The organism is Streptomyces sp. NPDC047017 (assembly GCF_040644175.1).
Lineage (GTDB): Bacteria > Actinomycetota > Actinomycetes > Streptomycetales > Streptomycetaceae > Streptomyces.
This window is the reverse complement of sequence record NZ_JBEYVW010000004.1, coordinates 233,186-255,731: the sequence shown is the minus strand read 5'-3', so window position 1 is coordinate 255,731 and position 22,546 is coordinate 233,186. Positions and strand designations below refer to the sequence as shown.

Below are 22,546 nucleotides of genomic sequence, written 5' to 3'. Positions count from 1 at the left end.
GGAACCCCTTACCCCGGCGGACACAGGAGGTCGCTGCTGCCTCCAGCATGGCACCCGGCGGCCCGCCGGGGCAGGGCGACCGCGTCGGGGACGGCGTGTCGCGGGGCTGCGCCGGGTGTGGATGCGAGGGGAGGGCGAGGGGGCGGAGTCGGACAGCGGTGCCCGGACGGCGCCCTCGTCAGCCCGGCGCGCCGGGCTGCTCCGACTCCGGCCCGGACCGCCGGGACCGGCGAGGCCGCTGGGACGCACCGGACGCACCGGCGGGCCCCCCGGACCCTCCGGACACCGCAGGAGCGTCGTCCGTGGCGAAGAACCGGGAGACATCCGTGCCGCAGGAACCCCCGGGCGCCCCGGCACCTGTCGGCAGCCCCGCGTCCAGGTCGAGGCGGTAGCGGTCGAACAGCTCCGCCCGAAGCACCGGCACCGGCATCGGTGCCCCGGGGACCAGCACCGCGTAGACCGCGCCCATCAGCAGGGCGCGCAGCATCGGGTAGTCGGCGTCGACGTCCGCCGAACCGTGCCGGGCCACGGTGTCCCGCAGCAGGAACGACAGCCGCTGCTGCTCGGGGCACTGCACGAAGCCCTCGGCCTGGAGGATCCCCGCCATGTGCTGGCGCATCAGCACCGGCCGGTCCCGGGCCAGCCCCAGGATCGCGTCGATGGCCCGGGCCATCCGCTCCCGGCCGTCCTCGGTGTGCGGCTCGCGCTCCAGGGCCTCTTCCAGCGTGCGGTGCATCAGCCGGTGCACGGCGGACTGCACGAGCTGGCGCTTGCCGGGGAAGTAGTACGACACCAGGCCCCGGGCCGACCCCGCCCGGTCGGCGATGGCGCCGAGCGTCGTCGCGTCGTACCCGAGCTCGCCGACCAGTTCGACCGCCGCCTGCAGGAGCCGCTCGCGGGAACGCCGTCGCAACTCTTCATTGACCGAGGCGCTTCGCGGGGACATCCTGTAACTCCTGCGTTGACTGGCTGCCAGCCAACTATACTCAACGCGGGTGGACCGGCCCTGCCCTTCGGGACCCGGTCGGCCCACTGCCCGTCTCGGGCGACACGGGGGAGCGTCCGAGGCGGGCGCATCTCCACCCCGATGGTTTCCTCGGGCTACTTGCCCTCGTCGGTGACCAGGCCGAGCACGGGCCGCAGCGCGTCCGGCCGCCGCGCGACGGGCAGATGGTCCACGAAGTGCACCCCGCAGCCCAGCGCCGCCGCGCCGCCGTCCGCCTCCCGGCTGTCGCCGACCATCAGCACGTCCTCCGGCTCGGCGCCGAGCGCCGCGCAGGCCACCGCGAACAGCCGTGGGTCCGGCTTCTGGATGCCGTGTTCGTACGACAGGACGTAGGTGTCCACGTAGGCGTCCAGGCCGTGTTCGCGGAACACCGGGCGCAGGTCCCAGCCGATGTTGCTCACCACGCCCACCGCGATCCCGCGCTCGCGCAGCGTGCGCAGCACCTCGGGCGCGTCCGGGTACGGGGTCCAGGCGGCCGGGGTCATGTGCCGCTCGTACAGCGCGTCGTGCAGCGCCGGGTCGGGCAGCGGTACGCGCCGGGAGGCGCCGGTGTAGGCGGCCCGGTGCAGTTCGGCACTGCGGTCCCGGACCGCCCAGAGGCCGGCCAGCTCGTCCGGGACGCACACCGGCTCCGCCCCGCCCGGCAGCGCGCCCGCTTCCTCCAGGCCCCGTGCCGCCTCGGTGAACTCCTGCTCGCCCAGCGGCAGTTCCGCCTCGTCGAGCACGGCCCGCAGCCAGGACTCGGCGGACTCGATACGGAAGAGGGTCCCGGAGAAGTCGAAGAGAACGGCAGCCATGGTGATGATCATCGTCCATTCCGGCCGCCTGGGCCAGCGGTTGCGGGAAACCGACGTGACCGGAGCGCTCGGCGTGCTCGGGGTGACCGAAGTGCTCAGCGTGACCGGAGTGCTGGACATGACCGGCAGGGAGTGACGTGACCGGGGTGATCCACGCCGGCCGGGCGGGTGATCCACGCCGGCCGGGCCCCGCCTCCCCGCCCGTACGGGTCAGCCCAGCGCCCGCAGCCCCGGCACCAGGGCCACCAGCACCGGGACCACCGGCACCAGCGACGCCACCGCCGTCAGGCGCAGCCGGCGGCCCGCGGTGAGGCGGTCCGGGGGAGTGAGCAGGCGGTGCACGCGCTGCGGGACCTGGGCGTGCGGGGTGGGGCAGGGGCCGAACACGCCCCGGTCCTCGTTGAGTCCGACCAGGGCGAGAGCGGTGGTCAGCCGGCCGAAGCGGCGGGAGGCCATGTCGTCGGCGGCGAGTTCGACCAGGCGGTGCATCTCGTCGCGGAACGCCGCGAACACCGGCACCTGCGGGAAGCCGTCCGCCAGCGCGGCCGAGCAGTGCAGCAGCCAGTCGTGCCGGGCCCGCGCGTGTCCCTGCTCGTGAGCGAGGACCGCGTCCAGCTGCCGGCCCTTGAGCCGGCGCAGCGCGGCGGTCGTGACGACCAGCCGGGGTTCCGCGCCGGGCAGCCACCGGGCCTGCGGCCGGTCGCTCTCCAGGACGGCCAGCCGGTCGGCGCCGGGCTCCTCGCCGGGCAACAGCGGGGCCCTGACGAGCAGTTCGGCACGCCGGTGGCGGCGCCGGGCCCGGGCCCGTACGACCTCGCGGACCAGCATGGCCGCGCTCCACACCCCGCCGCAGGCCAGCGCCACCGCGGTGGTCGGCGCCCACAGGCCGGCCGGGCCGAACGCGTACGCCTCCACCACGGCACGCGGGGCCGAGGCGAACACGTGCCCGCGCACCTCCTGCCAGGCGGCCGCCGCGCTCAGCGTCATGGACAGCGCGCAGCACAGCAGGACGGCGGCCACCACGCACTGCCACGCCCACAGCGCGACCACCGGTTCGCGGTCGGGCCAGTCGGCCCGGGCGAGCAGCCGGGGAGCGACGACGGCGGTCAGCGCGCCGAGCAGCAACAGGACCGCGGGGACCATCATGCGCTCACCCTATGAGCGGCCGGCCGCCCACGGGTACGCCCCGGCCGGCCAAGTGACACAGGCCACGGCCCGCCCGCGCCCCCGGCCCGAGCCGCCGCCCTCCCCTCCGACGCGAACGCCGTCACAGCGTCAGGAGCATCGCCACCATCGCCATCCCCATCGACAGCCGGCACGCCCGCGCCAGCTCCGGCCGGTCGCCCCACCCCGGGGGGCCGCCCGTCGGCCCGCCCGTCGAAGGGCCCTGGCCCGTGGCCGCGGCCGGTACGAGCCGGGCGCCGGAGCGCAGCACGTACCCGGCGAAGTACAGCAGCAGCGCGCCGGTCAGCAGGGGTATGCCGGCCCCGCCGTGCATGTGCTCGTGGGGGCCGGGCGAGGCGGCCATCGTCAGGGACATGTAGACCATGGCGGCGGAGCCGACCAGATGGTGCAGGTGGTGCGCGCTGGTCCGCGCCGACCACAGCGCGCGCAGCGCGACCGCGCCGAACACCACCGCGTAGACGGGCCAGGTCCAGGCCGGTGGCGTGAACGCCGCCGCGGGCACCGCCATGGCGGCCATCCCGAAGCCCATCACGGCCTCCCCGCCCGCGGCGCGGCGCTGCTCCTGGACAGGGCTGCGCATGCGCAGCAGACAGTAGGCGCCGGTGGCCGCGCACAGCGCGACCAGCAGCCAGCCCGGTGAAGCCGGTGCGTGCACCCCCCACCTCCCCGCTCGAAGGTCCGGACCGCGCGGTGCGGCGGCCGTCCGGTCGGTCAAGCGATGCCCAGGGCGCGCCGCGTGCACACGAGCGCAGGGAGGTGCACGGGGAGCACTCACGGGCGCACGCGTCCGCCCCCGTCCTGCCGCCGTGCGGGGTGGCGGTGCTCACAGAGCACTAATTTACCGGTAAAACACCTGTTAATATTTCAGGTATGAGCAGTGCGACCCCCACCCCCGACCCCACGGCCCGGTCCGCCCGGCGCCTCCCGCTCACCGGTGTGCTGCGGCTCGGCCGCCCCTCCGACATCTGGTTCAAGCCCGCCCTCAGCTCCGTCGTCTCGGTCGCCCCGCCCAACCTCACGCTGCTCGCCCTCGGCCGGCTCGACCTGGCGATGTACACGATGGCCGGTTCGCTGTGCGCCCTGTACGCCCACAACCGGCCCTACGCGGCCCGCGCCCGCGTACTGGCCTGGGTGGTGCTCGGCATGGTCGGCGGCCTCGCGATCTCCCTGCTCACCGCCTCGCTCACCACCGACCCGGTGATCCTGGTCGCCGTCGGCGCGCTGATGGCGGCCACGCAGAAGGTGCTGTGCGACGCCACCCGCGTCGGCCCGCCCGGCAACGTCGTCCTCACCTTCATCAGCTCCGCCTCCCTCTTCGTCCCGCAGACCCCCGGCCAGATCCCCGGCCATCTGGCGCTGGCCGCCGGGGCGGCGCTCTGGGCGTGGCTGGTCTGCATGGCCCCCGGCCTGCTGCGCCCGCACGGCCCCGAACGCCGCGCCACCGCCCAGGCGCTGAACGCCGCCGCCGCGTACGCCGCGACCCGCGGCGCCGGCGACGGCCACCCCCAGGCCCGCGCCGCCGCGGCCGCCGCCGTACAGGCCGCCTGGCAGGCGCTGCTGGCCACCGGCGCCCGCGCCCGGCCCCGGCGCGCCCTGGAACGGCTCGTCGTCCGCGCCGAGGTCGCCCTCGCCGCGCCCGCGGACACCGACCCGGAACGGCTGCGGACCTGGGCCCGCGCCCTGTGCGGCAGCGGCCCGGTCCCGGCGGCCGGCGAGACGGCGGCGGCCACCGACGAGATCCTCGGCGTGGAGGCGGAGGCCGCCGCGCCGCACCCCCCGTGGTGGACCCGGCTCGGCCCGCTCACCCCGATCGCCGTGCGCACCGCCCTGGGCTGCGCGCTCGCCGGATACGCCTCCCTCGCGCTCGGCATCGGCCGCCCGTACTGGGCCCTGGTCACCGCCGCCGCCCTCTACCAGGCCAACGTCACCCTCACCTGGAGCCGCGGCGTTCAGCGGGTCGTCGGCAACCTCCTCGGCGTCCTCGTCTTCGCCGCGATCAGCCCGCTCGCCCACACCAGCGGCGTGGCCCTCGTCCTGTGCGCGGTGGCCCTCAACTTCGCCGCCGAGGCGCTGATGGGCCGCAACTACTGGCTCGGCAGCATCTGCGTGACCCCGATGGCACTGCTCGTCACCGAGTTCGCCCGGAAGCAGGCGGCGGGCGAGCTGATGACCGAACGGGCCGTGGACACGGTCGTCGGTGCCCTGGTCGGCTTCGCGGCGGCCGTGGCCGTCACCAACCGCCGCGCCGGTGACCGCGTCGAGGACGCCCTGACCGCCGTCGACCGGGCCCGCGAGCGGGCGGCGCGCCTGCTCGCCGAGGAGCGGCCCGCCCCCGTCGCGCTGGAGTCCGCCCGCCGGGCCCTGGCCGCCACGCTGGTCGAACTGCGCGCCACCGCCGACGCCGCGGCCGGCGAGTGGTGGCAGCGCGCCCTGCCGCAGGAGCGGGTCGTGCTCACCGAGCAGTCGGCACACCGTACGCTCGCCGCGACGGTACGACGCCTGGGCCTGCACGCCCCGGCGCCGAGCACGGGCAGGACGACGGAGGACGTACGGCCATGACGGCGAGCAACGGGCGGCCGGCCGCGGGGGAGACCGCACCCCGGGCCGGGACACCAGCCGGGCACCCGGCGCCGGTCCACGGGACGGGAGACGGGCCGGCGGGGGACACCGTGGCCGGTGTCGTCCGCCAGTGGCGGGCCGTCCACCCCGATCTGGACACCGCGCCGATGGAGATCATCGGCCGGATCAACCGCTGCGCCGCCCTGCTCCAGCAGGCCGAGGACGCACCGCTGCGCCGGGCCGGGCTCAGCCGGCCCGAGTTCGACCTGCTCGGCGCGCTGCGGCGCACCGGACACGAGCTGACCCCGGGCGAGCTGGCCCGCGAGACCTTCTCCTCGGGCGCCGCCGTCACCAAGCGGCTCAAGCAGCTCACCGAGCGCGGCCTGGTGGAGCGGCGCGGCGACACCCGCGACCGCCGGGTGGCCCACGTCCGCCTCACCGACGCCGGCCGGGAACTCGTCGACGGCCTCCTGCCGCATCAGCTCGCCTACGAACGGACCGTGCTCGCCGGCCTGGACCCCGACGGGCGCGGCGACCTGGCCGCACTGCTGGGCGAACTGCTCAGCCGGCTGGAGGGCCGCACCGGCGCGGCCGGCGGCTGAACCCAGGTCCTTCTCTCAGCCCGCGCCGCCCCTGCCCTCCGCGCCGCTGTCCTCCTCGTCCCCGGCCTGGTACACGCCGAACGCCGCGCCCTGCGGGTCGCGCAGGATCGCGATGCGGGGGCCGCCGGGCACGGAGGCGGGTTCCTGGATGGCCCGCGCACCGGCCTCCACCGCGACCTCCGCGGTCCCGTCCACGTCCTCGACCGCGAAGTACGGCAGCCAGTGCGGCGGCACGTCGGCGGGGAAACGTTCGTGCAGCGCGGTCACCCCGCCGAAGTCCATGCCGTGCAGGCCCCACTGGGTGTACCACTCGGAGGCGTTCACACCCCACCCGAAGACGGTGGTGTAGAAGTCCCGGGCCCGCTTGACGTCCCGGGTGGCCAGCTCCACCCAGCCGAGCGCGCCGGGCCGGTTGAACACCCCGGCGCCCGCGAAGTCCTTGGCCTGCCACAGCTGGAAGGCCGCGCCGGACGGGTCCAGGGCCACCGTCCGGCGGCCCTCGTCGAAGATGTCCAGCGGGCCGCGGACCACCGTCCCGCCGGCCCGCACCACCCGGTTCGTGACCGCGTCGGCGTCGGCGACGGCGAACGAGACGTTCCAGGCGACCGGCTGGGTGGTCCGGTACAGCGGGCCGATCCCGGCGACCGCCGGCTCCCCCAGGTGGGCGACGGTGTAGCCGCGCAGCTCCGGCCGGGGGTCGGGCGCGGCGCACCGCCAGCCGAAGACCTCGCCGTAGAACCGCCTGGCCGCCTCCAGGTCACTGGTACCCAGCTCCGCCCAGCAGGGGCCGCCGATCACCGGCTTGTCGAACTCCATGGCACTCCTCCGGGAAGGCTCGCCCCCACCACCAGAACGCTATCCCCGGTCACCGACGGTGGCCAGCGGAGCCGTACGCCCGGGAACCGGCTCAGATACCCGGCCGGTACCGCAGCGGATGGTCCGCGGGCACCTCGACGAGCACGATGGGAGTGCCGTCCGGATCGGCGGTCCACATCTCGATCAGCCCCCACGGCTCCCGCACCGGCGGGCGGACGATCTCCACGCCCTTGGCCCGCAGCTCCTCGTGGGCCGCCGCCACGTCCTCGACCTGGACCCACAGCCGCAGGGCGGGGGAGCGCGGCGCGTCGGAGCGGCCCGACAGCTCCAGGAACCCGCCGCCGAGGAAGTAGACGGTGCCGCGTTCCGGCCCGGTGCCGAACTCGCGGTGGACGGCCAGGCCCAGCTGCTCGCCGTAGAAGACGCGCGAGCGCTCGGGGTCGGAGGGCTGGAGCAGGATCCGGCTGCTGAGTACATGCACCATGCCGCGGAGCCTAAGCCCTGGGCCCGGCGTTACGCTCGGTGCTGCCCAGCCGCGTCCGAAAACGAGAGGCCCCTTCCATGGACACCGCCGCCGCACCGACCTTCCGTGACGCCACCGATGCCGACGTCGATGTCCTGGTGGCGCTGATCGAGTCGGCGTACCGGGGGGACGCCAGCCGGGCCGGCTGGACCACCGAGGCGGACATCCTCCAGGGGCAGCGCACGGACCCGGAGGGCGTGCTGGCCGTGATCAAGTCGCCCGACAGCAGGCTGCTGACGGTCGAGCGGGAGGGCCGGGTGGTCGCCTGCTGCCAGCTGGAGCACCGCGGCGACCACGCCTACTTCGGCATGTTCGCGGTGAGCCCGGCCCGGCAGGGCGCCGGACTCGGCAAAGTGATCATCGCGGAGGCGGAGCGGCGGGCCCGCGAGACCTGGGGCGTCAGCGCGATGCACATGACGGTCATCTCCGTGCGCGAGGACCTGATCGCCTGGTACGAGCGGCGCGGCTACCGCCGTACGGGAGAGACGAGCCCCTTCCCGTACGGCGACGAGCGCTTCGGCATCCCGCTCCGCGACGACCTGCGGTTCGAGCTGCTGGTCAAGCCGCTCGCGTAGCGCCGCGACCCGGCGGCCGGCGGCGCGGCCGGGCGGCTACGCGGTGAAGCGGCCGGTGCGTTTGATCTCCGGGTAGTCGGTGGTCGCCCCGTCCAGCTCCAGGGCGCGGACCAGCCGCAGGTGGTCCAGCGTGTTCACCACCCAGCCGATGATCCGCAGATCGGCCTCCCGCGCCTGCTCGACGACCTCCAGGGTGAGTCGGCGGATGTTCAGCACGAGGGTGCCCGCGCCCGCCGCCCCGGCGCGCTCGACGACCTCGGTGCCGTAGTGGTCGGCGACCAGCGCGGTGCGCACGCCCGGGACCAGCCGGGCCACCTCGGTGATCGCCTCGTCGTGGAAGGACAGCACCTCGACCCGGGAGACCAGATCGCGGCGGCGCAGCACCTCGGCCAGCGCACGCGCGGCGGCCACGTCCTTGATCTCCGCCTGCAGCGGCGCCCGTACGGCGTCCAGCACCTCCTCGAAGACGGGAACCCGCTCGCCGTGCCCCGCGTCGAGCGCGCGCAGCTCGGCGAGGGTCTTGTCGGCGATCGCCCCGCTGCCGTCGGTCGTGCGGTCCACGTCCGGGTCGTGCATGACGACGAGGGCGCCGTCCTTGCTCAGGTGCAGATCGAGTTCGATGGCGTCGAGCCCGGCCTGCTGGGCGGCGACGAAGGAACGGAGGGTGTTCTCTGGTTCCACACCCATGACTCCGCGGTGACCGATGGTAAGGAAGTTCAAGGTACAACTCGCTTCCGTCGACGGCGGCTCGGCACGCACGCGGACCTTCGGGGACCTCGTCGTCCACGCGGCAGGGCCGCAGCCTAACGGCCCGGGGACGCGATGAACCCGCGCGTACACGGGGCAGTGGGGTGACGGCCGGGGCACGGCGGGGCCGTACCCGCCGGGACGGTCACTCCGGCGTGGGCGAGTCCCACGGACGTTGACCTTCACACCCGGGCCGCCGCACCGCCGTCGCCGACGGCCGGAAACAACCCCTGGTCCGGAGCGGGGCGTTCACCCGACCGGCGTAGCCCAAGTGGCCGCCATCCGGGTGTCCGGCAGGAAAATAGGCGGTGATGGCGCGGGCTCGCAGGATAATTTCCGGAGGGCACCCTTGCTGGGAGAAACCTCGTATGTATACGGTTCCCTTACGCGAGCTTCTCCCGTGGAGGATGGGTCATGACGGAAATTCTTGTGCAGACAGGTATGGAGGGGCAGGTTCCTCCGACGGACAGGGTGGTCGAGCACCCGGCGTGGCCTGTGCTCAAGGATGTCGTGGAGCAGATCCGGCCATGGCAGTCCAAGGACGGCTCGATCGACTTCGCGGCCGAGGGCGCCCCCGCGCGCGAGGACGCCGACGCCGCCGTGCGCCGGCTCGTCGAGGCCGTCGAGGAGCTGTCCCCGCTGCTGCCGCACGACGCCGACTACCACCGCGCGCTCGTGGCCGACCTGCGCCGCTGGGCCGGCGACGGCTTCCAGGTCCCGGACTTCCTGGACTCGCTGCTGGCCTTCCAGCCCGCCGCCCACCGCGCGGACGGCCTCCAGCACCTGGTCGTCTTCGCGATGTACACGCAGAACGGCAACCCGGACCGCAACCTGGAGGCGGTCGTGCTGCGCATGGTCTGGCCCGAGTGGCTGGCCGAGCTGGAGCGCACCCGGTACGACAACCCGCTCTTCTGCGGCATCACGTTCGAGGACTTCACCTCCGGGTACGACACCAACTCCGCCGTGCTCTTCCCCGAGACCATCGCCGTGCGCGAGGCCCCGGAGCGCTTCTCCTGGGGCGGCATCTTCTGCGACCGCGAGGCCGCCCGCTTCCGCCGGGTGACCGCCGCCGCCGTCGACCTCCTGGGCCTGCGGCTGCCCGAGGACATCGCCGCGATGGTCCACGACCAGAAGCGCTGCGAGGAGGCGTTCGTGCTGTGGGACATGGTCCACGACCGCACCCACAGCCACGGCGACCTGCCGTTCGACCCGTTCATGATCAAGCAGCGCCAGCCGTTCTGGATGTACGGCCTGGAGGAGCTGCGCTGCGATCTGACCGCCTTCAAGGAGGCCGTCAAGCTGGAGGCGGACGGCGTCGCGCAGGCTCGTGACGTGCAGTACGCGGTCCTCTTCGACCGCATGTTCCGCTTCCCGGTCACCGGTGAGCGGGTGCGCAACTACGACGGCCTCGGCGGCCAGCTGCTCTTCGCCTACCTGCACAAGCACGACGTGGTCCGCTGGACCGACAACAAGCTCTCCATCGACTGGGAGCGCGCCCCGCAGGTCACCAACCAGCTCTGCGCCGACATAGAGCAGCTCTACCGCGACGGCATCGACCGCCCCAAGCTGGTGCACTGGTTCGCCGGCTACGAGCTGGTCGCCGGTTACCTCGCCCCGCACCCCGGCTCCAGGTGGGCCAAGGGCCCCGACGCCCTCGACCTGACCCAGCCGCCGCGCAAGCTCGTGGATGACGTGCTTCCGGACGAGTTTCCGCTCAGCATGTTCTACGAGGCACTGTCCAAGAAGCTGAAGCATGTGATCGCCTCCACCAAGGGCATCACGGCGGACGGCGCCGAGCAGGTCGCCGCGTGAGCGACCGCGTCCAGAACACTGCTGCTACGGAGGCGAAGAACATGGGGAACGGGGCTCTCAGCGGTGCGGTGATCGCGGTGGCCGGCGCGGGCGGACCCGCCGGCCGGGCGGCGCTGCTCAGGCTCGCCGAGGCGGGCGCGACCGTCGTCGGCGCGGACAACGACCCCGAGCGGCTCTCGGAGGCCGTGGACGCGGCCCGCTACGCCTCCGGCGGCGCCAGCGTCATCGGGGACACCGTCGACCTGCTCGACCTCAACTCCACCCGCGAGTGGGCCGCCCACATCGAGAAGGACTTCGGCCGCGTCGACGGCCTGGTCCACCTCGTCGGCGGCTGGCGCGGCAGCGAGACCTTCACCAAGACCAGCCTGGACGACTGGGACTTCCTGGAACTGCTGCTTGTCAAGACCGTCCAGCACACCTCCCTCGCCTTCCACGAGGCGCTGCAGCGCAGCGACCGCGGCCGCTACCTGCTGATCAGCGCCTCGGGCGCCAGCAAGCCCACCGCGGGCAACGCCGCGTACTCCGCCGCCAAGGCCGCCGCCGAGGCGTGGACGCTGGCCATGGCGGACTACTTCCGCAAGGCCGGCAAGGCCGAGGGCGCCGAAGGAGCGACGTCGGCGGCTGCGATCCTGGTGGTGAAGGCGTTGGTGCACGACGCGATGCGCGCCGAGCGCCCCAACGCGAAGTTCGCGGGCTTCACGGACGTCAAGGACCTGGCCGAGGCCATCACCGACGTCTGGACGAAGCCCGCCGCGGAAGTGAACGGAAAACGTCTGTGGCTGACCGAGCAGCCGTGAACCCTGCCAAGACCGACGCCCGCCGCCACCACGACCCACAGGTCCGCGGCTTCGCCAGCGACAACTACGCCGGGGTCCACCCGGAGGTGCTCGCCGCCCTGGCCCTGGCCAGCGGCGGGCATCAGGTCGCGTACGGCGAGGACGAGTACACCGAGAATCTCCAGCGGCTCGTCCGCAGCCACTTCGGCGCCACGGCCGAGGCGTTCCCGGTGTTCAACGGCACCGGCGCCAACGTCGTCGCGCTGCAGGCCGTGACCGACCGCTGGGGCGCGGTGATCTGCGCGGAGAGCGCGCACATCCACGTCGACGAGTGCGGCGCCCCCGAGCGCATGGCCGGCCTCAAGCTGCTCACCGTGCCCACCCCGGACGGCAAGCTCACCCCCGAGCTGATCGACCGGCAGGCGTACGGCTGGGACGACGAGCACCGCGCGATGCCGCAGGTCGTCTCGATCACCCAGAGCACCGAGCTGGGCACCCTCTACACGCCGGAGGAGATCCGCGCGATCTGCGAGCACGCCCACGGGCACGGCATGCGGGTGCACCTGGACGGCTCCCGGATAGCCAACGCGGCGGCCTCGCTGGACGTGCCCATGCGCACGTTCACCAACGCGGCCGGCGTCGACATCCTCTCCCTGGGCGGGACGAAGAACGGCGCGATGTTCGGCGAGGCGGTCGTCGTCATCGACCAGGACGCCGTCCGGAAGATGAAGCACATCCGCAAGATGAGCATGCAGCTCGCCTCCAAGATGCGTTTCGTCTCGGTGCAGCTGGAGGCCCTGCTCGCCAAGGACCTGTGGCTGCGCAACGCCCGGCACGCCAACGAGATGGCGCAGCGCCTGGCCGAGGGCGTGCGCGCCGTGCACGGGGTGGAGATCCTCTACCCGGTGCAGGCCAACGGCGTCTTCGCCAAGCTGCCGCACGACGTGGCCGAGCGCCTGCAGAAGAGGTCCCGCTTCTACTTCTGGGACGAGGCCGAAGGCGTCGTGCGCTGGATGTGCTCCTTCGACACCACCGAGGACGACGTGGACGCGTTCGTGGCGGCGGTGAAGGAGGAGATGGCGCGCTAGCCCACCTCGTGCCAGACCCCGGCGCGGCGCGCCCGGATTTCGCATAGTTATGCGATCACTCGTAAAGTCATTGACTCACGAGTGATCGCATTCCTATGCTCTGCCGTCATGGAGCTGATCCAGGAAACCCCTGACCTGTCCGCCTATCTGGCCGCCGACGAGGCGATCGACCATGGGCATCCGGTGGTCCGTGAAACGGCAACCCGGCTGGCCCAGGGGGTGACGGACTCGTATGCCTATGCGCGGGCCGCGTACGAGTTCGTCCGCGACACCGTGCCGCACTCCCAGGACGCGGACGACCCGCGCGTCACCTGGCGCGCCTCCGACGTCCTCAGGTTGCGGACCGGGATCTGCCACGCCAAGGCCCACGCCCTGGCCGCCCTGCTGCGGGCCGAGGGCATCCCGACCGCGCTCTGCTACCAGCGGCTGGCCTGCGACGACGGCGGCGGATACGCGCTGCACGGGCTCGTCGCCGTCCGGTTCCACGGCGCCTGGCACCGGCAGGACCCGCGCGGCAACCGGCCCGGCGTCGACGCGCGGTTCTCCCTCGGCACCGAGCGCCTGGCGTACGTACCGGATGAGGAGTCGAATGAGATGGACTACCCGGTACTGTACGCTGAACCGCATCCGGCGGTGCTGAGCGCCCTCAAGGCCGCTCCCGACCGGCAGCGGCTGGGGAAGACGCTCCCCACCGCGCTCTGAGACCGAGGCGGGAGACGATGACGCTCACACTGACCGTGTCCGACGAGGTGCGCACGCTCGCGCCCGGCTTCACCCATGTCGCCGTCGAGGCGCACGGCCTGGTCAACGGCCCCAGCACGGAAGCCGGTTCGGCCCTCCTGGACGACGCGGCCCGCCGCCTCGCCGCACGGCTGGCCGGGCGCGCCCCGCACGAGGACCCGCACATGGCCGCCTGGCGCGAGGTCTACACGGCGTTCGGCAGCAAGCCCTCGCGCACCCGCAACTCGGCCGAGGCCCTGGCGAAGAGGGCGCTGTCCGGCGCCGGACTGCCCCGCATCAACCTGCTCGTCGACCTCTACAACGCGATCAGCGTCGCCCATCTGATCCCGGTGGGCGGCGAGGACCTCGACCGGATCGAGGGCGGCATGAGCCTGGTGCGGGCCGGCGGTGACGAGGACTTCACGACCGTGGCCGGCGGCGAGGAGGTCGTCGAGCACCCCGACGAGGGCGAGGTGGTCTGGCGCGACAAAGCCGGTGTCACCTGCCGCCGCTGGAACTGGCGCCAGGGCCCCCGCACCCGCCTCACCGAGCAGAGCACCTCGGGCGTCTTCCTGCTGGAGAGCCTGGCCCCCGTGCCGGTGGCCGAGGTGGTGGCGGCCGGCGCGGAACTCGCCGAACTCCTGGAGAAGTTCAGTCCGGGGGCGCGGATCACCGTCCGGCCCCCGTGGTCCGCGGCCTGAGACGGCCGCCCGGGCGTCAGTGCGCCTCGGCCAGCCGCAGCTGCTCCGGGGTCGGGGCCGTGCCGCCGAGGTGGGCCGGCATCCACCAGGTGTCCTCCGGGCCCCTGGGCCGCACCGGGTAGGCGCGCTGAGCGGCCTCCAGCAGCTCCTGGACGCGCTCGCGCAGCCGGCGGGTGATGGCGCCCGCGTACTGGTCGAGAGGGGCCTGGACCGCCTCGCCCACGCGGATGGTGACGGGCGTGTGGCTGCGCCGGAAGTTGCGCGGGTGCCCCTTGGTCCACAGCCGCTGGGTGCCCCAGACCGCCATCGGGATCAGCGGGACGCCCGCCTCCTGGGCCAGCCGCGCCGCGCCCGACTTGAAGCTTTTGAGGGTGAAGGACTGGGAGATGGTCGCCTCGGGGAACACCCCGATCACCTCGCCGGAGCGCAGCGAGTCCAGCGCGTGCTCGTAGGCCGCCTCGCCCCGGGTGCGGTCCACCGGGATGTGCTTCATGCCGCGCATCAGCGGACCGGAGATCCGGTGCCGGAACACCGACTCCTTCGCCATGAAGCGCACCAGCCGCTTCTGCGGGAGCGCCGCCAGCCCGTTGAAGATGAAGTCCAGATAGCTGATGTGATTGCTCACCAGCACGGCGCCGCCCTCGCGCGGGATGTTCTCCGAACCACGGCAGTCGATCTTGAGATCCCACACCTTGAACATCGTGCGGGCGAAACCGATGACGGGACGGTAGACAAGCTCGGCCATGGGCGGGGCGGACCCTTCTGTTCGCCGGGGAGGGGAGTCCCGGCGGAAGTTACGCTGCCGTAGGTTTACGGCATGTCGCAGATCGTGCCCGAAGAACGGCCGGGGAGCCAGTCCCCGTGCCCGTCCACGGCGAGATCCTCGTCACGTCGGCCCAGCGGCCGCGGGGACCGCCCGCGGGAATGACCCCGGCCGTGCGCGCGCTGGAACGAGGTGACGGTACGACACCGTGCGGCGGGCGAACGGACACAGGAGGACACGGGTGCGCGGACACGACCAGGAGCGGCGGCTCGGCCCCGCCGAACTGCCCGGCGGCCTGGGCGAGCGGGCCACGCTGGTGCAGTTCTCCACCGCCTTCTGCGCCCCCTGCCGGGCCACCCGCCGGGTGCTGGACGAGGTGGCCGCCATGGTCCCGGGCGTCATCCATGTCGAGATCGACGCCGAGGACCGCCTGGCACTCGTCCGCGAGCTGGACGTCCGCAAGACCCCGACCGTGCTCGTCCTGGACGCCGGGGGCCGTATCGTGCGGCGGGCCACCGGGCAGCCGCGCCGGGCGGACGTCATCGCCGCCCTCGGGGAAGCGGTCCGGACCCCGTGACCGGGACCGTGAGGCTTCTCCCATGTCGCGGCACGCACTTGACTGAGCATGCCACCTCTCGTCAGCCTGACCGTATGCCTTGGGAACACCTTCTCTTCGGGCGCGTCCACGCCGGCCTGGCCCGCACCGCGAGCGCGCGCTGTCCGGGCTGCTGAGCAGCCGCGGAACCGACGTGTCCCACCACCAGAAGGACAACTCCATGACGGCCCCGTCCGACCTCGCCGCCTGTGCCGACCGCCGGCCCGCCGCCCCCGAGCTGCTGCGGTCCGTCTTCCGGCGGCACGCGGCGGGCGTCGCCGTGATCACCGCGCGCGGTACCCAGGGACCGGCCGGTTTCACCGCCACCTCCCTGACGTCCGTGTCCGCCGAGCCGCCCCTGGTCTCCTTCGGGGTCGGCACCGGTGCCTCCAGCTGGCCGGCGATCTCGCGCAGCGACCACATCGGCGTCCACCTACTCGGCGAGCACCAGGAGGACCTGGCCGCCACCTTCGCCCGCAGCGGCGCCGACCGCTTCGGGGCGCCCACCTCCTGGCGCGAGGGCCCCGAGGGAGTGCCCGTCCTGGACGGCGTGCTCGCCTGGCTGGTCTGCCGGATCGTCGCGCGGGTCCCGGCGGGCGACCACCGGATCGTGATCGCCGAGGTGCTCTCCGGCGACCCGGCCGGCACCGGGCGCCCCCTCGTCTACCACCAGGGCCGCTTCAACGGCCTGCGCGACTGAACCCGGCTGCGCCGCCGCGCCTGCGGAGCCGTCGAGTTCCGGTTACGCTGCGTTGCGAAGGTCACAGTTCAAAGCGCTTGCTTAGCGGGAAAGAACTAGGTGTACTGACGAGTAATATTCCGCTCGGAGCGCGGGGTCGCCCCGACCGGGATCGGCCGCTTGAGGCGCCTATGCTGCCTCCAGAAGGCAGCCCCCAATGACGATGCAGTAGGAGAGCCGGCGTGAGCTTGAGGATCGTTGTCACTGTGAAGTACGTGCCCGACGCCACTGGCGACCGGCACTTCGCCGATGACCTGACCGTCGACCGTGACGATGTGGACGGTCTGCTCTCCGAGCTGGACGAGTACGCGGTCGAACAGGCGCTGCAGATCGCCGAGGACGCCGACGACGCCGAGGTCACGGTCCTGACGGTGGGCCCCGAGGACGCCAAGGACGCGCTGCGCAAGGCGCTGTCGATGGGCGCGGACAAGGCGATCCACGTCGAGGACGACGACCTGCACGGCACCGACGCCATCGGCACCTCGCTGGTGCTGGCCAAGGCGATCGAGAAGGCCGGCTACGACCTGGTGATCTCCGGCATGGCCTCCACCGACGGCACCATGGGCGTGGTCCCGGCGCTGCTGGCCGAGCGCCTGGGTGTCCCGCAGGTCACCCTGCTCTCCGAGGTCTCGGTCGAGGACGGCACGGTCAAGGGCCGCCGCGACGGCGACGCCGCCTCCGAGCAGCTTGAGGCGTCCCTGCCGGCCGTCGTGTCGGTCACCGACCAGTCGGGTGAGGCCCGCTACCCCTCCTTCAAGGGCATCATGGCGGCGAAGAAGAAGCCGGTGGAGTCCTGGGACCTGTCCGACCTGGACATCGACGCGGACGAGGTCGGCCTGGAGAACGCGTACACCGCGGTCGCGTCGGCCACCGAGCGCCCGGCCCGCACCGCGGGCACGATCGTCAAGGACGAGGGCGAGGGCGGCAAGCAGCTCGCCGAGTTCCTCGCGGGCCAGAAGTTCATCTAGCTCCCGCCCGCAGACCGCCCCTCATACTTCGCACAGCAGGAGAGAAGAAGTCCCATGGCTGAAGTTCTCGTCTACGTCGATCACCTGGACGGTGCCGTCCGCAAGCCCACCCTGGAGCTGCTGACCCTGGCCCGCCGCGTCGGCGAGCCGGTCGCCGTCGCCCTCGGCAATGGCGCCGCCGACACCGCCGCCGCCCTCGCCGAGCACGGCGCGGTGAAGGTCCTCACCCACGACGCCGCCGAGTACGCCGACTACCTGGTCGTCCCCAAGGTGGACGCGCTGCAGGCCGCCGTCGAGGCCGTCTCCCCGGCCGCCGTCCTGGTCCCCTCCTCCGCGGAGGGCAAGGAGATCGCCGCCCGCCTCGCGCTGCGCATCGGTTCGGGCATCATCACCGACGCCGTCGACCTGGAGGCCGGCGAGGAGGGCCCGGTGGCCACGCAGTCGGTGTTCGCCGCCTCCTTCACCACCAAGTCCCGTGTCGCCAAGGGCACCCCGGTCATCACGGTCAAGCCGAACAGCGCCGCCGTGGAGGCCGCCCCGGCCGCCGGCGCGGTCGAGGCCCTGTCCGTGTCCTTCTCCGCGCAGGCGACCGGCACCAAGGTGACCGGCCGTACGCCGCGCGAGTCGACGGGCCGTCCGGAGCTGACCGAGGCCGCGATCGTGGTCTCCGGCGGCCGAGGCGTCAACGGCGCGGAGAACTTCGCGCTCATCGAGGCGCTGGCCGACTCCCTCGGCGCGGCCGTCGGCGCCTCGCGCGCCGCGGTGGACGCGGGCTGGTACCCGCACACCAACCAGGTCGGCCAGACCGGCAAGTCGGTCTCGCCGCAGCTGTACATCGCCAACGGCATCTCGGGCGCGATCCAGCACCGCGCCGGCATGCAGACGTCGAAGACGATCGTCGCGGTGAACAAGGACGCCGAGGCGCCGATCTTCGACCTGGTCGACTACGGCGTGGTCGGCGACCTCTTCGAGGTCGTCCCGCAGCTGACCGACGAGATCAAGACCCGCAAGGGCTGATCCTCCCCGCCGGCTCGGACCCGGTGCGTGCTGTACGAGGCCCCTGTGACCCGGCCCGGTCACGGGGGCCTCGGTCTGTTCCCCTTCCACGCCCGGAGCGTCCCCGGTGACGGGACCGTCCTGTCCCGGTTTCCGGTTCCCCGGCTTCCCGGTTGTCCGGGGCCCGGCGCGGGTTCAGGCTGCGGACAGGTGTTGACCAGCGGGAAGCTCCACGGATAACTTCGTACTGCGGATTCTTGATTCCGTACAGCGGAAAAACAGGAGGGTGTGGAAATGGGTCAGGGCCAGCAGGAGACGGTGGCGACCAGCCTCGCGGGCGCCGTCAGCGAGGAGATCAGCGCCTCCCTCGCGCCGGTCGACGCCGAGCTGGAGCGCCACTACCCGGGCGACCCGGGGACCCGCCAGCCCGTCCACACCGTCTACGTCCCCGGCGACGCCTTCGACGCCGGCACCCTGCGCTCCTGGGGCGACCGGGCCCTGGCGGCCCTCGACGAGCACGCCCCGGACGCCGCCTCCTTCGCCGCCGTCCTCGGCCTGGGCGACGAACTGGCCGAGCCGGTGTACTCCCGCGTCCGCGCCAAGCTGGAGCGCGAGCCGATCGAAGACCTGCGCATCGACTTCGAGGACGGCTACGGGCCGCGCCCCGACGCCGAGGAGGACCAGGCCGCCGCCCGCGCGGCCCGGCTCGTCGCCGAGGCGTACGCGAAGGGCACGGCCGCCCCCTGCATGGGCATCCGGATGAAGTGCATGGAGGCGCCGGTACGCGACCGGGGCATCCGCACCCTCGACGTCTTCCTCAGCGGCCTGATGCAGGCCGGCGGACTGCCCGACGGGCTGGTCCTGACGCTGCCGAAGGTCACCTACCCCGAGCAGGTCACCGCGATGGTGCGGCTCCTGGAGGCGTTCGAGAAGGCCCACGGCCTGGACGCCGGGCGCCTCGGGTTCGAGATCCAGATCGAGACCAGCCAGTCCATCCTCGCCGCCGACGGCACCGCCGCCGTGGCCCGGATGATCCAGGCGGCCGAGGGCCGCGCCACCGGACTGCACTACGGCACCTTCGACTACAGCGCCTGCCTCGGCGTCTCCGCCGCCTACCAGGCCAGCGACCACCCGGCCGCCGACCACGCCAAGGCGGTCATGCAGGTCGCCGCGGCCGGCACCGGCGTACGCGTCTCGGACGGCTCCACCAACGTCCTGCCGGTCGGCCCCACCGAGAAGGTCCACGACGCCTGGCGGCTGCACTACGGCCTCACCCGCCGCGCCCTGGCCCGCGCCTACTACCAGGGCTGGGACATGCACCCCGGCCACATCCCCACCCGGTACGCGGCCGTCTTCGCCTTCTACCGCGAGGGCTTCGAGCAGGCTGCCGCCCGTCTCGCCCGGTACGCCAACCGGGCCGGCGGCGACGTGATGGACGAGCCCGCCACGGCCAAGGCGCTCAGCGGCTACCTGCTGCGCGGCCTGGACTGCGGCGCCCTCGACATCGCCGAGGTGGCCCGCCTCACCGGCCTCACCCGCGCCGACCTGGAGAGCTTCTCCGCCCCTCGGCGCGGCGACCTGACTGCCTCCGCCAAGTAGTCCGCGAGGTCCTCCGCCGAGTACTCCGCTCTGCACTACGAGCGCTCCGAGGGGGCGTGACCTCACGGGTTCCGCCGTGAGGTCACGCCCTCTGCGCGTGTACGGCGGCCGTACGTACGCACGCAGGGCCGAACCACACGCGCAGAGGCGTACGCCCGCGCACACGCCCGGCGTACGCCTCCACGTACGCGCACCCCTCGCACCTACGGGTGCTCCGCGTCGTACGCTGCCCGGCCCGCCCGCCGTCCCGGTGGGCGGGCCGGCGGGCCGGGTGCCGCGGTTGCTCAGGCCGGCGGCCGCAGCTCACCCGAGCCGCGCTGGACCAGCCGGGTCGGCAGTTCGACGCGCTCGGGGGCCAGCAGGGTGCCGTCGAGCTGGCGGAAGAGACGCTCGGCGGCGGTCCGGCCGAGGGCCGCCGCGTCCTGGGCGACGACCGTCACGCCCGGCTGGAGCAGATCGGCCAGCTCGATGTCGTCGAAGCCGACCAGGGCGACCGGCCGCGGCAGTCCGGCCAGCACGCGGATGACGGTGACCGTCACCCGGTTGTTGCCCGTGAAGACGGCGGTGACCGGCTCCGGCCCGGACAGCATCGCCTCGGCCGCCCGCCGCACCCGTTCCGGATCGGTGACCCCCAACGACATCCAGGAGTCCTCGACGGCTATGCCCGCGTCCTCCATCGCCGCCCGGTAACCGCGCAGGCGCTCGGCGGCGGTGTGGATGCGCGGCATGTCACCGATGAAGCCGATCCGGCGGTGGCCGTGCGCGATCAGGTGCGCCACGCCGTCACGGGCGCCGCCGAAGTTGTCCGACAGCACCACGTCGGCGTCGATCCGCCCGGCCGGACGGTCCACGAACACGGTGGCGACACCGGCCTTGATCTCCGGCTCCAGGTACCGGTGGTCGTCACCGGCGGGAATGACCACCAGCCCGTCCACCCGCCGCGCGCACAGCGCCAGCGCCAGTTCCTGCTCGCGGTCCGGGTCCTCCGCGCTGGAGCCGTTGATGAGCAGCGCGCCGTGCGCCCGGGCGACCTCCTCCACCGCGCGGCTCAGCGGCCCGTAGAACGGGTCCGCCAGATCCTCCAGGATCAGCCCGATGCTCGCCGTACGCCCCTTGCGCAGCACCCGCGCGCTGTCGTTGCGGCGGAAGCCGAGCGCGTCGATGGCCTCCTGGACGCGCCGCTCGGTGTCCGGGGTGACCCCGGGCTCGCCGTTGACGACCCGGGAGACGGTCTTGAGGCCCACGCCGGCCCGGGCCGCCACGTCCTTCATGGTCGGGCGGTTGCCGTAGCGTGTCCCGGCGACACGGTCGGCGGGGCGTTCTTCTCGGCGGGCGGTCTCTGGCACGATACGGCGTCCTGTCCTGTCGTCCACGGGGAGAGCTGGTCGGTCCGATGCGTATGAGGATGTGGCGACGAGCATAGAGCCTGGACAACGTTGTCAGAGACGCGAGAGACTGTCCGGGCGCACTCCGGCCTGCGCCCCCACCACGAGGCCGGGCTGCGGCACCTTTCTGGTTCCTGGTTGACGGGGAGAACTGACTCTGATGCACACCGACCTCGTGGCCGCGCTCGACATCGGCGGCACCAAGATCGCCGGAGCGCTGGTGGACGGCCAGGGCAGCATCCTGGTGCGCGCCCAGCGCCCGACCCCGGCCCGGCAGGACGGCGAGACCGTCATGCGGGCCGTGCGGGACGTGCTCGGCGAGCTGAGCGCGTCGTCGCTGTGGGAACGGGCCACGGCGCTGGGCATCGGCAGCGCGGGACCGGTGGACGCCTCCGCCGGTACGGTCAGCCCGGTCAACGTGCCGGGCTGGCGCGCGTACCCGCTCGTCGAGCGGGCCCGGGCCGCGGCCGGCGGGCTGCCCGTGGAGCTGATCGGCGACGGGGTGGCCATCACGGCGGCCGAGCACTGGCAGGGCGCCGCGCGCGGCCACGACAACGCGCTGTGCATGGTGGTCTCCACCGGGGTCGGCGGCGGCCTGGTCCTGGGCGGCCGGCTGCACACCGGGCCGACCGGCAACGCCGGGCACATCGGCCACATCAGCGTCGACCTGGACGGCGACGCGTGCCCGTGCGGCTCGCGCGGGTGCGTGGAGCGCATCGCCAGCGGCCCGAACATCGCCCGCCGGGCGCTGGAGAACGGCTGGCGGCCCGGTCCTGACGATGACACCTCGGCCGCCGCGGTGGCCGTCGCGGCGCGCGCCGGCGACCCCGTCGCCGTGGCCTCCTTCGAGCGCGCCGCCCGGGCGCTGGCCGCGGGCATCGCCGCGACCGCCACCCTGGTCGAGATCGACATCGCGGTCGTCGGCGGGGGAGTGGGCAAGGCGGGGGACGTGCTGTTCGGCCCGCTGCGCAGGGCCCTGTCCGACTACGCCACCCTCTCCTTCGTGCAGCACCTGACGGTCGTACCGGCCCGGATGGGCACGGACGCGGGCCTGGTGGGAGCGGCGGCCGCGGCGCTCACCAGGCGGGAGAACGCGACGGCCGCCGGGGTGTGAGGACCGGGGGACCGGGGGCTGCCGTCCGGGCGCCCCGGGAAACCTTCCCGCGAAGGGCGCAGGGGCCGGGCTCGGGTCCCGTGGCGCGGGTCCTGCGTGGGTCCCTTGGCGTGGATCCTGCGTGGGTCCCTTGGCGTGGGTCCTGGCCGTGCCACCGTGACCAACCCGTGGGCCGCGCCGTTGACCCAGGTATGAAGAAGCGCAGCATGCTCGCCCTCGCCTCCCTCGCCACCGGTTTCGTGGTGGCCGCCGTCAGCCCGTCGCACGCCGCCGACCGCGGCGCGCTCGGTGAGCTGGGCGTGCAGGACACCGTCGGCACCGTGGACCACCTCGTCAGCCACGACAGTTTCGCCATGGACGAGGACGCCGCGCCGGGGCACACCGGCTGAGGCAGGACACGGCGGCGCCGGCCCTCCCCGCGCGGAGGGCCGGCGCCGCCGTGCGTGCCGCCCTCAACTGGGCCTGGTTTCCGTGGCAGGG

25 protein-coding genes are annotated in these 22,546 nt (G+C 73.5%); 16 read left to right on the top strand and 9 right to left on the bottom strand.

What is annotated here, in order from left to right; translation table 11 throughout:
* Positions 1-178 precede the first annotated feature (178 nt).
* Together ABZ858_RS08775 and ABZ858_RS08770 are read right to left on the bottom strand one after the other, a co-directional pair.
* Positions 179-946, bottom strand: coding sequence for a helix-turn-helix domain-containing protein (locus tag ABZ858_RS08775; RefSeq protein ID WP_361374125.1), 768 nt, complete (start codon positions 944-946; stop codon positions 179-181).
* 155 nt (positions 947-1,101) lie between these two features.
* Positions 1,102-1,803 (bottom strand): HAD-IA family hydrolase, encoded by a 702-nt coding sequence (locus ABZ858_RS08770; RefSeq protein WP_361374123.1) that lies wholly within the window; start codon positions 1,801-1,803, stop codon positions 1,102-1,104.
* Here ABZ858_RS08770 and ABZ858_RS08765 point away from each other — a divergent pair.
* Positions 1,802-1,939 carry a hypothetical protein gene (locus ABZ858_RS08765; RefSeq protein WP_361374121.1) on the top strand — a complete coding sequence of 46 codons (138 nt, stop codon included), beginning with the start codon at positions 1,802-1,804 and terminating at the stop codon, positions 1,937-1,939. The two genes, ABZ858_RS08770 and ABZ858_RS08765, sit on opposite strands and share 2 nt — an antisense overlap.
* 74 nt (positions 1,940-2,013) lie before the next feature.
* Here ABZ858_RS08765 and ABZ858_RS08760 read toward each other — a convergent pair whose 3' ends face one another.
* Together ABZ858_RS08760 and ABZ858_RS08755 are read right to left on the bottom strand one after the other, a co-directional pair.
* A complete protein-coding gene (locus tag ABZ858_RS08760) occupies positions 2,014-2,949 on the bottom strand; it encodes a M56 family metallopeptidase (protein WP_361374119.1) in 936 nt (311 codons plus the stop codon).
* 121 nt (positions 2,950-3,070) lie between these two features.
* Positions 3,071-3,643 carry a DUF5134 domain-containing protein gene (locus ABZ858_RS08755; protein WP_361374117.1) on the bottom strand — a complete coding sequence of 191 codons (573 nt, stop codon included), beginning with the start codon at positions 3,641-3,643 and terminating at the stop codon, positions 3,071-3,073.
* Between the two features lie 215 nt (positions 3,644-3,858).
* Between ABZ858_RS08755 and ABZ858_RS08750 the strand changes: the two genes are divergently transcribed.
* Together ABZ858_RS08750 and ABZ858_RS08745 are read left to right on the top strand one after the other, a co-directional pair.
* Entirely contained in the window at positions 3,859-5,547 is a 1,689-nt protein-coding gene (locus ABZ858_RS08750; protein WP_361374115.1) for an FUSC family protein, read from the top strand.
* Positions 5,544-6,149, top strand: a complete 606-nt coding sequence (locus tag ABZ858_RS08745) for a MarR family transcriptional regulator (RefSeq protein WP_361374113.1) — start codon at positions 5,544-5,546, stop codon at positions 6,147-6,149. Before ABZ858_RS08750 ends, ABZ858_RS08745 begins: the two co-directional genes overlap by 4 nt.
* A 15-nt stretch (positions 6,150-6,164) precedes the next feature.
* Here the strand turns inward: ABZ858_RS08745 and ABZ858_RS08740 are convergent, their stop codons facing one another.
* Positions 6,165-6,965, bottom strand: coding sequence for a VOC family protein (locus ABZ858_RS08740; RefSeq protein WP_361374111.1), 801 nt, complete (start codon positions 6,963-6,965; stop codon positions 6,165-6,167).
* A 91-nt stretch (positions 6,966-7,056) separates the two neighbouring features.
* The gene (locus ABZ858_RS08735) at positions 7,057-7,449 is read right to left on the bottom strand and encodes a VOC family protein (protein ID WP_361374109.1); all 393 of its coding nucleotides are present in this window, start codon (positions 7,447-7,449) and stop codon (positions 7,057-7,059) included.
* 77 nt (positions 7,450-7,526) lie between these two features.
* On the opposite strand from ABZ858_RS08735, the gene ABZ858_RS08730 reads away from it, so the two are divergent.
* Positions 7,527-8,063, top strand: coding sequence for a GNAT family N-acetyltransferase (locus ABZ858_RS08730; RefSeq protein ID WP_361374107.1), 537 nt, complete (start codon positions 7,527-7,529; stop codon positions 8,061-8,063).
* A gap of 36 nt (positions 8,064-8,099) precedes the next feature.
* Here ABZ858_RS08730 and ABZ858_RS08725 read toward each other — a convergent pair whose 3' ends face one another.
* Positions 8,100-8,783: a glycerophosphodiester phosphodiesterase family protein gene (locus ABZ858_RS08725; protein WP_361374105.1), complete on the bottom strand. Its 684-nt coding sequence runs from the start codon at positions 8,781-8,783 to the stop codon at positions 8,100-8,102.
* A 441-nt stretch (positions 8,784-9,224) separates the two neighbouring features.
* Between ABZ858_RS08725 and ABZ858_RS08720 the strand changes: the two genes are divergently transcribed.
* The 5 genes from ABZ858_RS08720 to ABZ858_RS08700 all read left to right on the top strand — a co-directional run bounded on the left by ABZ858_RS08720 (position 9,225) and on the right by ABZ858_RS08700 (position 13,907).
* Entirely contained in the window at positions 9,225-10,622 is a 1,398-nt protein-coding gene (locus ABZ858_RS08720; RefSeq protein WP_361374103.1) for a DUF6421 family protein, read from the top strand.
* A gap of 41 nt (positions 10,623-10,663) precedes the next feature.
* Positions 10,664-11,419 carry an SDR family NAD(P)-dependent oxidoreductase gene (locus ABZ858_RS08715; RefSeq protein WP_361374525.1) on the top strand — a complete coding sequence of 252 codons (756 nt, stop codon included), beginning with the start codon at positions 10,664-10,666 and terminating at the stop codon, positions 11,417-11,419.
* Complete coding sequence (locus ABZ858_RS08710) at positions 11,416-12,486, top strand: low specificity L-threonine aldolase (protein WP_361374101.1); 1,071 nt, start codon at positions 11,416-11,418, stop codon at positions 12,484-12,486. Before ABZ858_RS08715 ends, ABZ858_RS08710 begins: the two co-directional genes overlap by 4 nt.
* A 108-nt stretch (positions 12,487-12,594) precedes the next feature.
* The gene (locus tag ABZ858_RS08705; RefSeq protein WP_361374099.1) at positions 12,595-13,188 is read left to right on the top strand and encodes a transglutaminase family protein; all 594 of its coding nucleotides are present in this window, start codon (positions 12,595-12,597) and stop codon (positions 13,186-13,188) included.
* Between the two features lie 17 nt (positions 13,189-13,205).
* On the top strand, positions 13,206-13,907 hold the full coding sequence (locus ABZ858_RS08700; RefSeq protein ID WP_361374097.1) for a phenylalanine--tRNA ligase beta subunit-related protein: 702 nt from the start codon (positions 13,206-13,208) through the stop codon (positions 13,905-13,907).
* Positions 13,908-13,923: 16 nt separating this feature from the next.
* Here ABZ858_RS08700 and ABZ858_RS08695 read toward each other — a convergent pair whose 3' ends face one another.
* Positions 13,924-14,652 carry a lysophospholipid acyltransferase family protein gene (locus ABZ858_RS08695; protein ID WP_361374095.1) on the bottom strand — a complete coding sequence of 243 codons (729 nt, stop codon included), beginning with the start codon at positions 14,650-14,652 and terminating at the stop codon, positions 13,924-13,926.
* Positions 14,653-14,878: 226 nt separating this feature from the next.
* Between ABZ858_RS08695 and ABZ858_RS08690 the strand changes: the two genes are divergently transcribed.
* From ABZ858_RS08690 to ABZ858_RS08670, 5 genes are all read left to right on the top strand, one after another.
* Positions 14,879-15,247 (top strand): thioredoxin family protein, encoded by a 369-nt coding sequence (locus tag ABZ858_RS08690; RefSeq protein ID WP_361374093.1) that lies wholly within the window; start codon positions 14,879-14,881, stop codon positions 15,245-15,247.
* A gap of 199 nt (positions 15,248-15,446) precedes the next feature.
* Positions 15,447-15,965, top strand: coding sequence for a flavin reductase family protein (locus ABZ858_RS08685; protein WP_361374523.1), 519 nt, complete (start codon positions 15,447-15,449; stop codon positions 15,963-15,965).
* 221 nt (positions 15,966-16,186) lie between these two features.
* On the top strand, positions 16,187-16,972 hold the full coding sequence (locus tag ABZ858_RS08680; protein ID WP_361374091.1) for an electron transfer flavoprotein subunit beta/FixA family protein: 786 nt from the start codon (positions 16,187-16,189) through the stop codon (positions 16,970-16,972).
* A 54-nt stretch (positions 16,973-17,026) separates the two neighbouring features.
* Positions 17,027-17,989, top strand: coding sequence for an electron transfer flavoprotein subunit alpha/FixB family protein (locus ABZ858_RS08675; RefSeq protein WP_361374089.1), 963 nt, complete (start codon positions 17,027-17,029; stop codon positions 17,987-17,989).
* Between the two features lie 273 nt (positions 17,990-18,262).
* On the top strand, positions 18,263-19,567 hold the full coding sequence (locus ABZ858_RS08670; RefSeq protein WP_361374087.1) for an aldolase/citrate lyase family protein: 1,305 nt from the start codon (positions 18,263-18,265) through the stop codon (positions 19,565-19,567).
* Between the two features lie 284 nt (positions 19,568-19,851).
* Here ABZ858_RS08670 and ABZ858_RS08665 read toward each other — a convergent pair whose 3' ends face one another.
* Entirely contained in the window at positions 19,852-20,913 is a 1,062-nt protein-coding gene (locus ABZ858_RS08665; RefSeq protein ID WP_361374085.1) for a LacI family DNA-binding transcriptional regulator, read from the bottom strand.
* A gap of 199 nt (positions 20,914-21,112) precedes the next feature.
* On the opposite strand from ABZ858_RS08665, the gene ABZ858_RS08660 reads away from it, so the two are divergent.
* Entirely contained in the window at positions 21,113-22,066 is a 954-nt protein-coding gene (locus ABZ858_RS08660) for an ROK family protein (RefSeq protein ID WP_361374083.1), read from the top strand.
* Positions 22,067-22,257: 191 nt separating this feature from the next.
* Positions 22,258-22,455: a hypothetical protein gene (locus ABZ858_RS08655; protein ID WP_361374081.1), complete on the top strand. Its 198-nt coding sequence runs from the start codon at positions 22,258-22,260 to the stop codon at positions 22,453-22,455.
* The last annotated feature ends 91 nt before the right edge of the window (positions 22,456-22,546 follow it).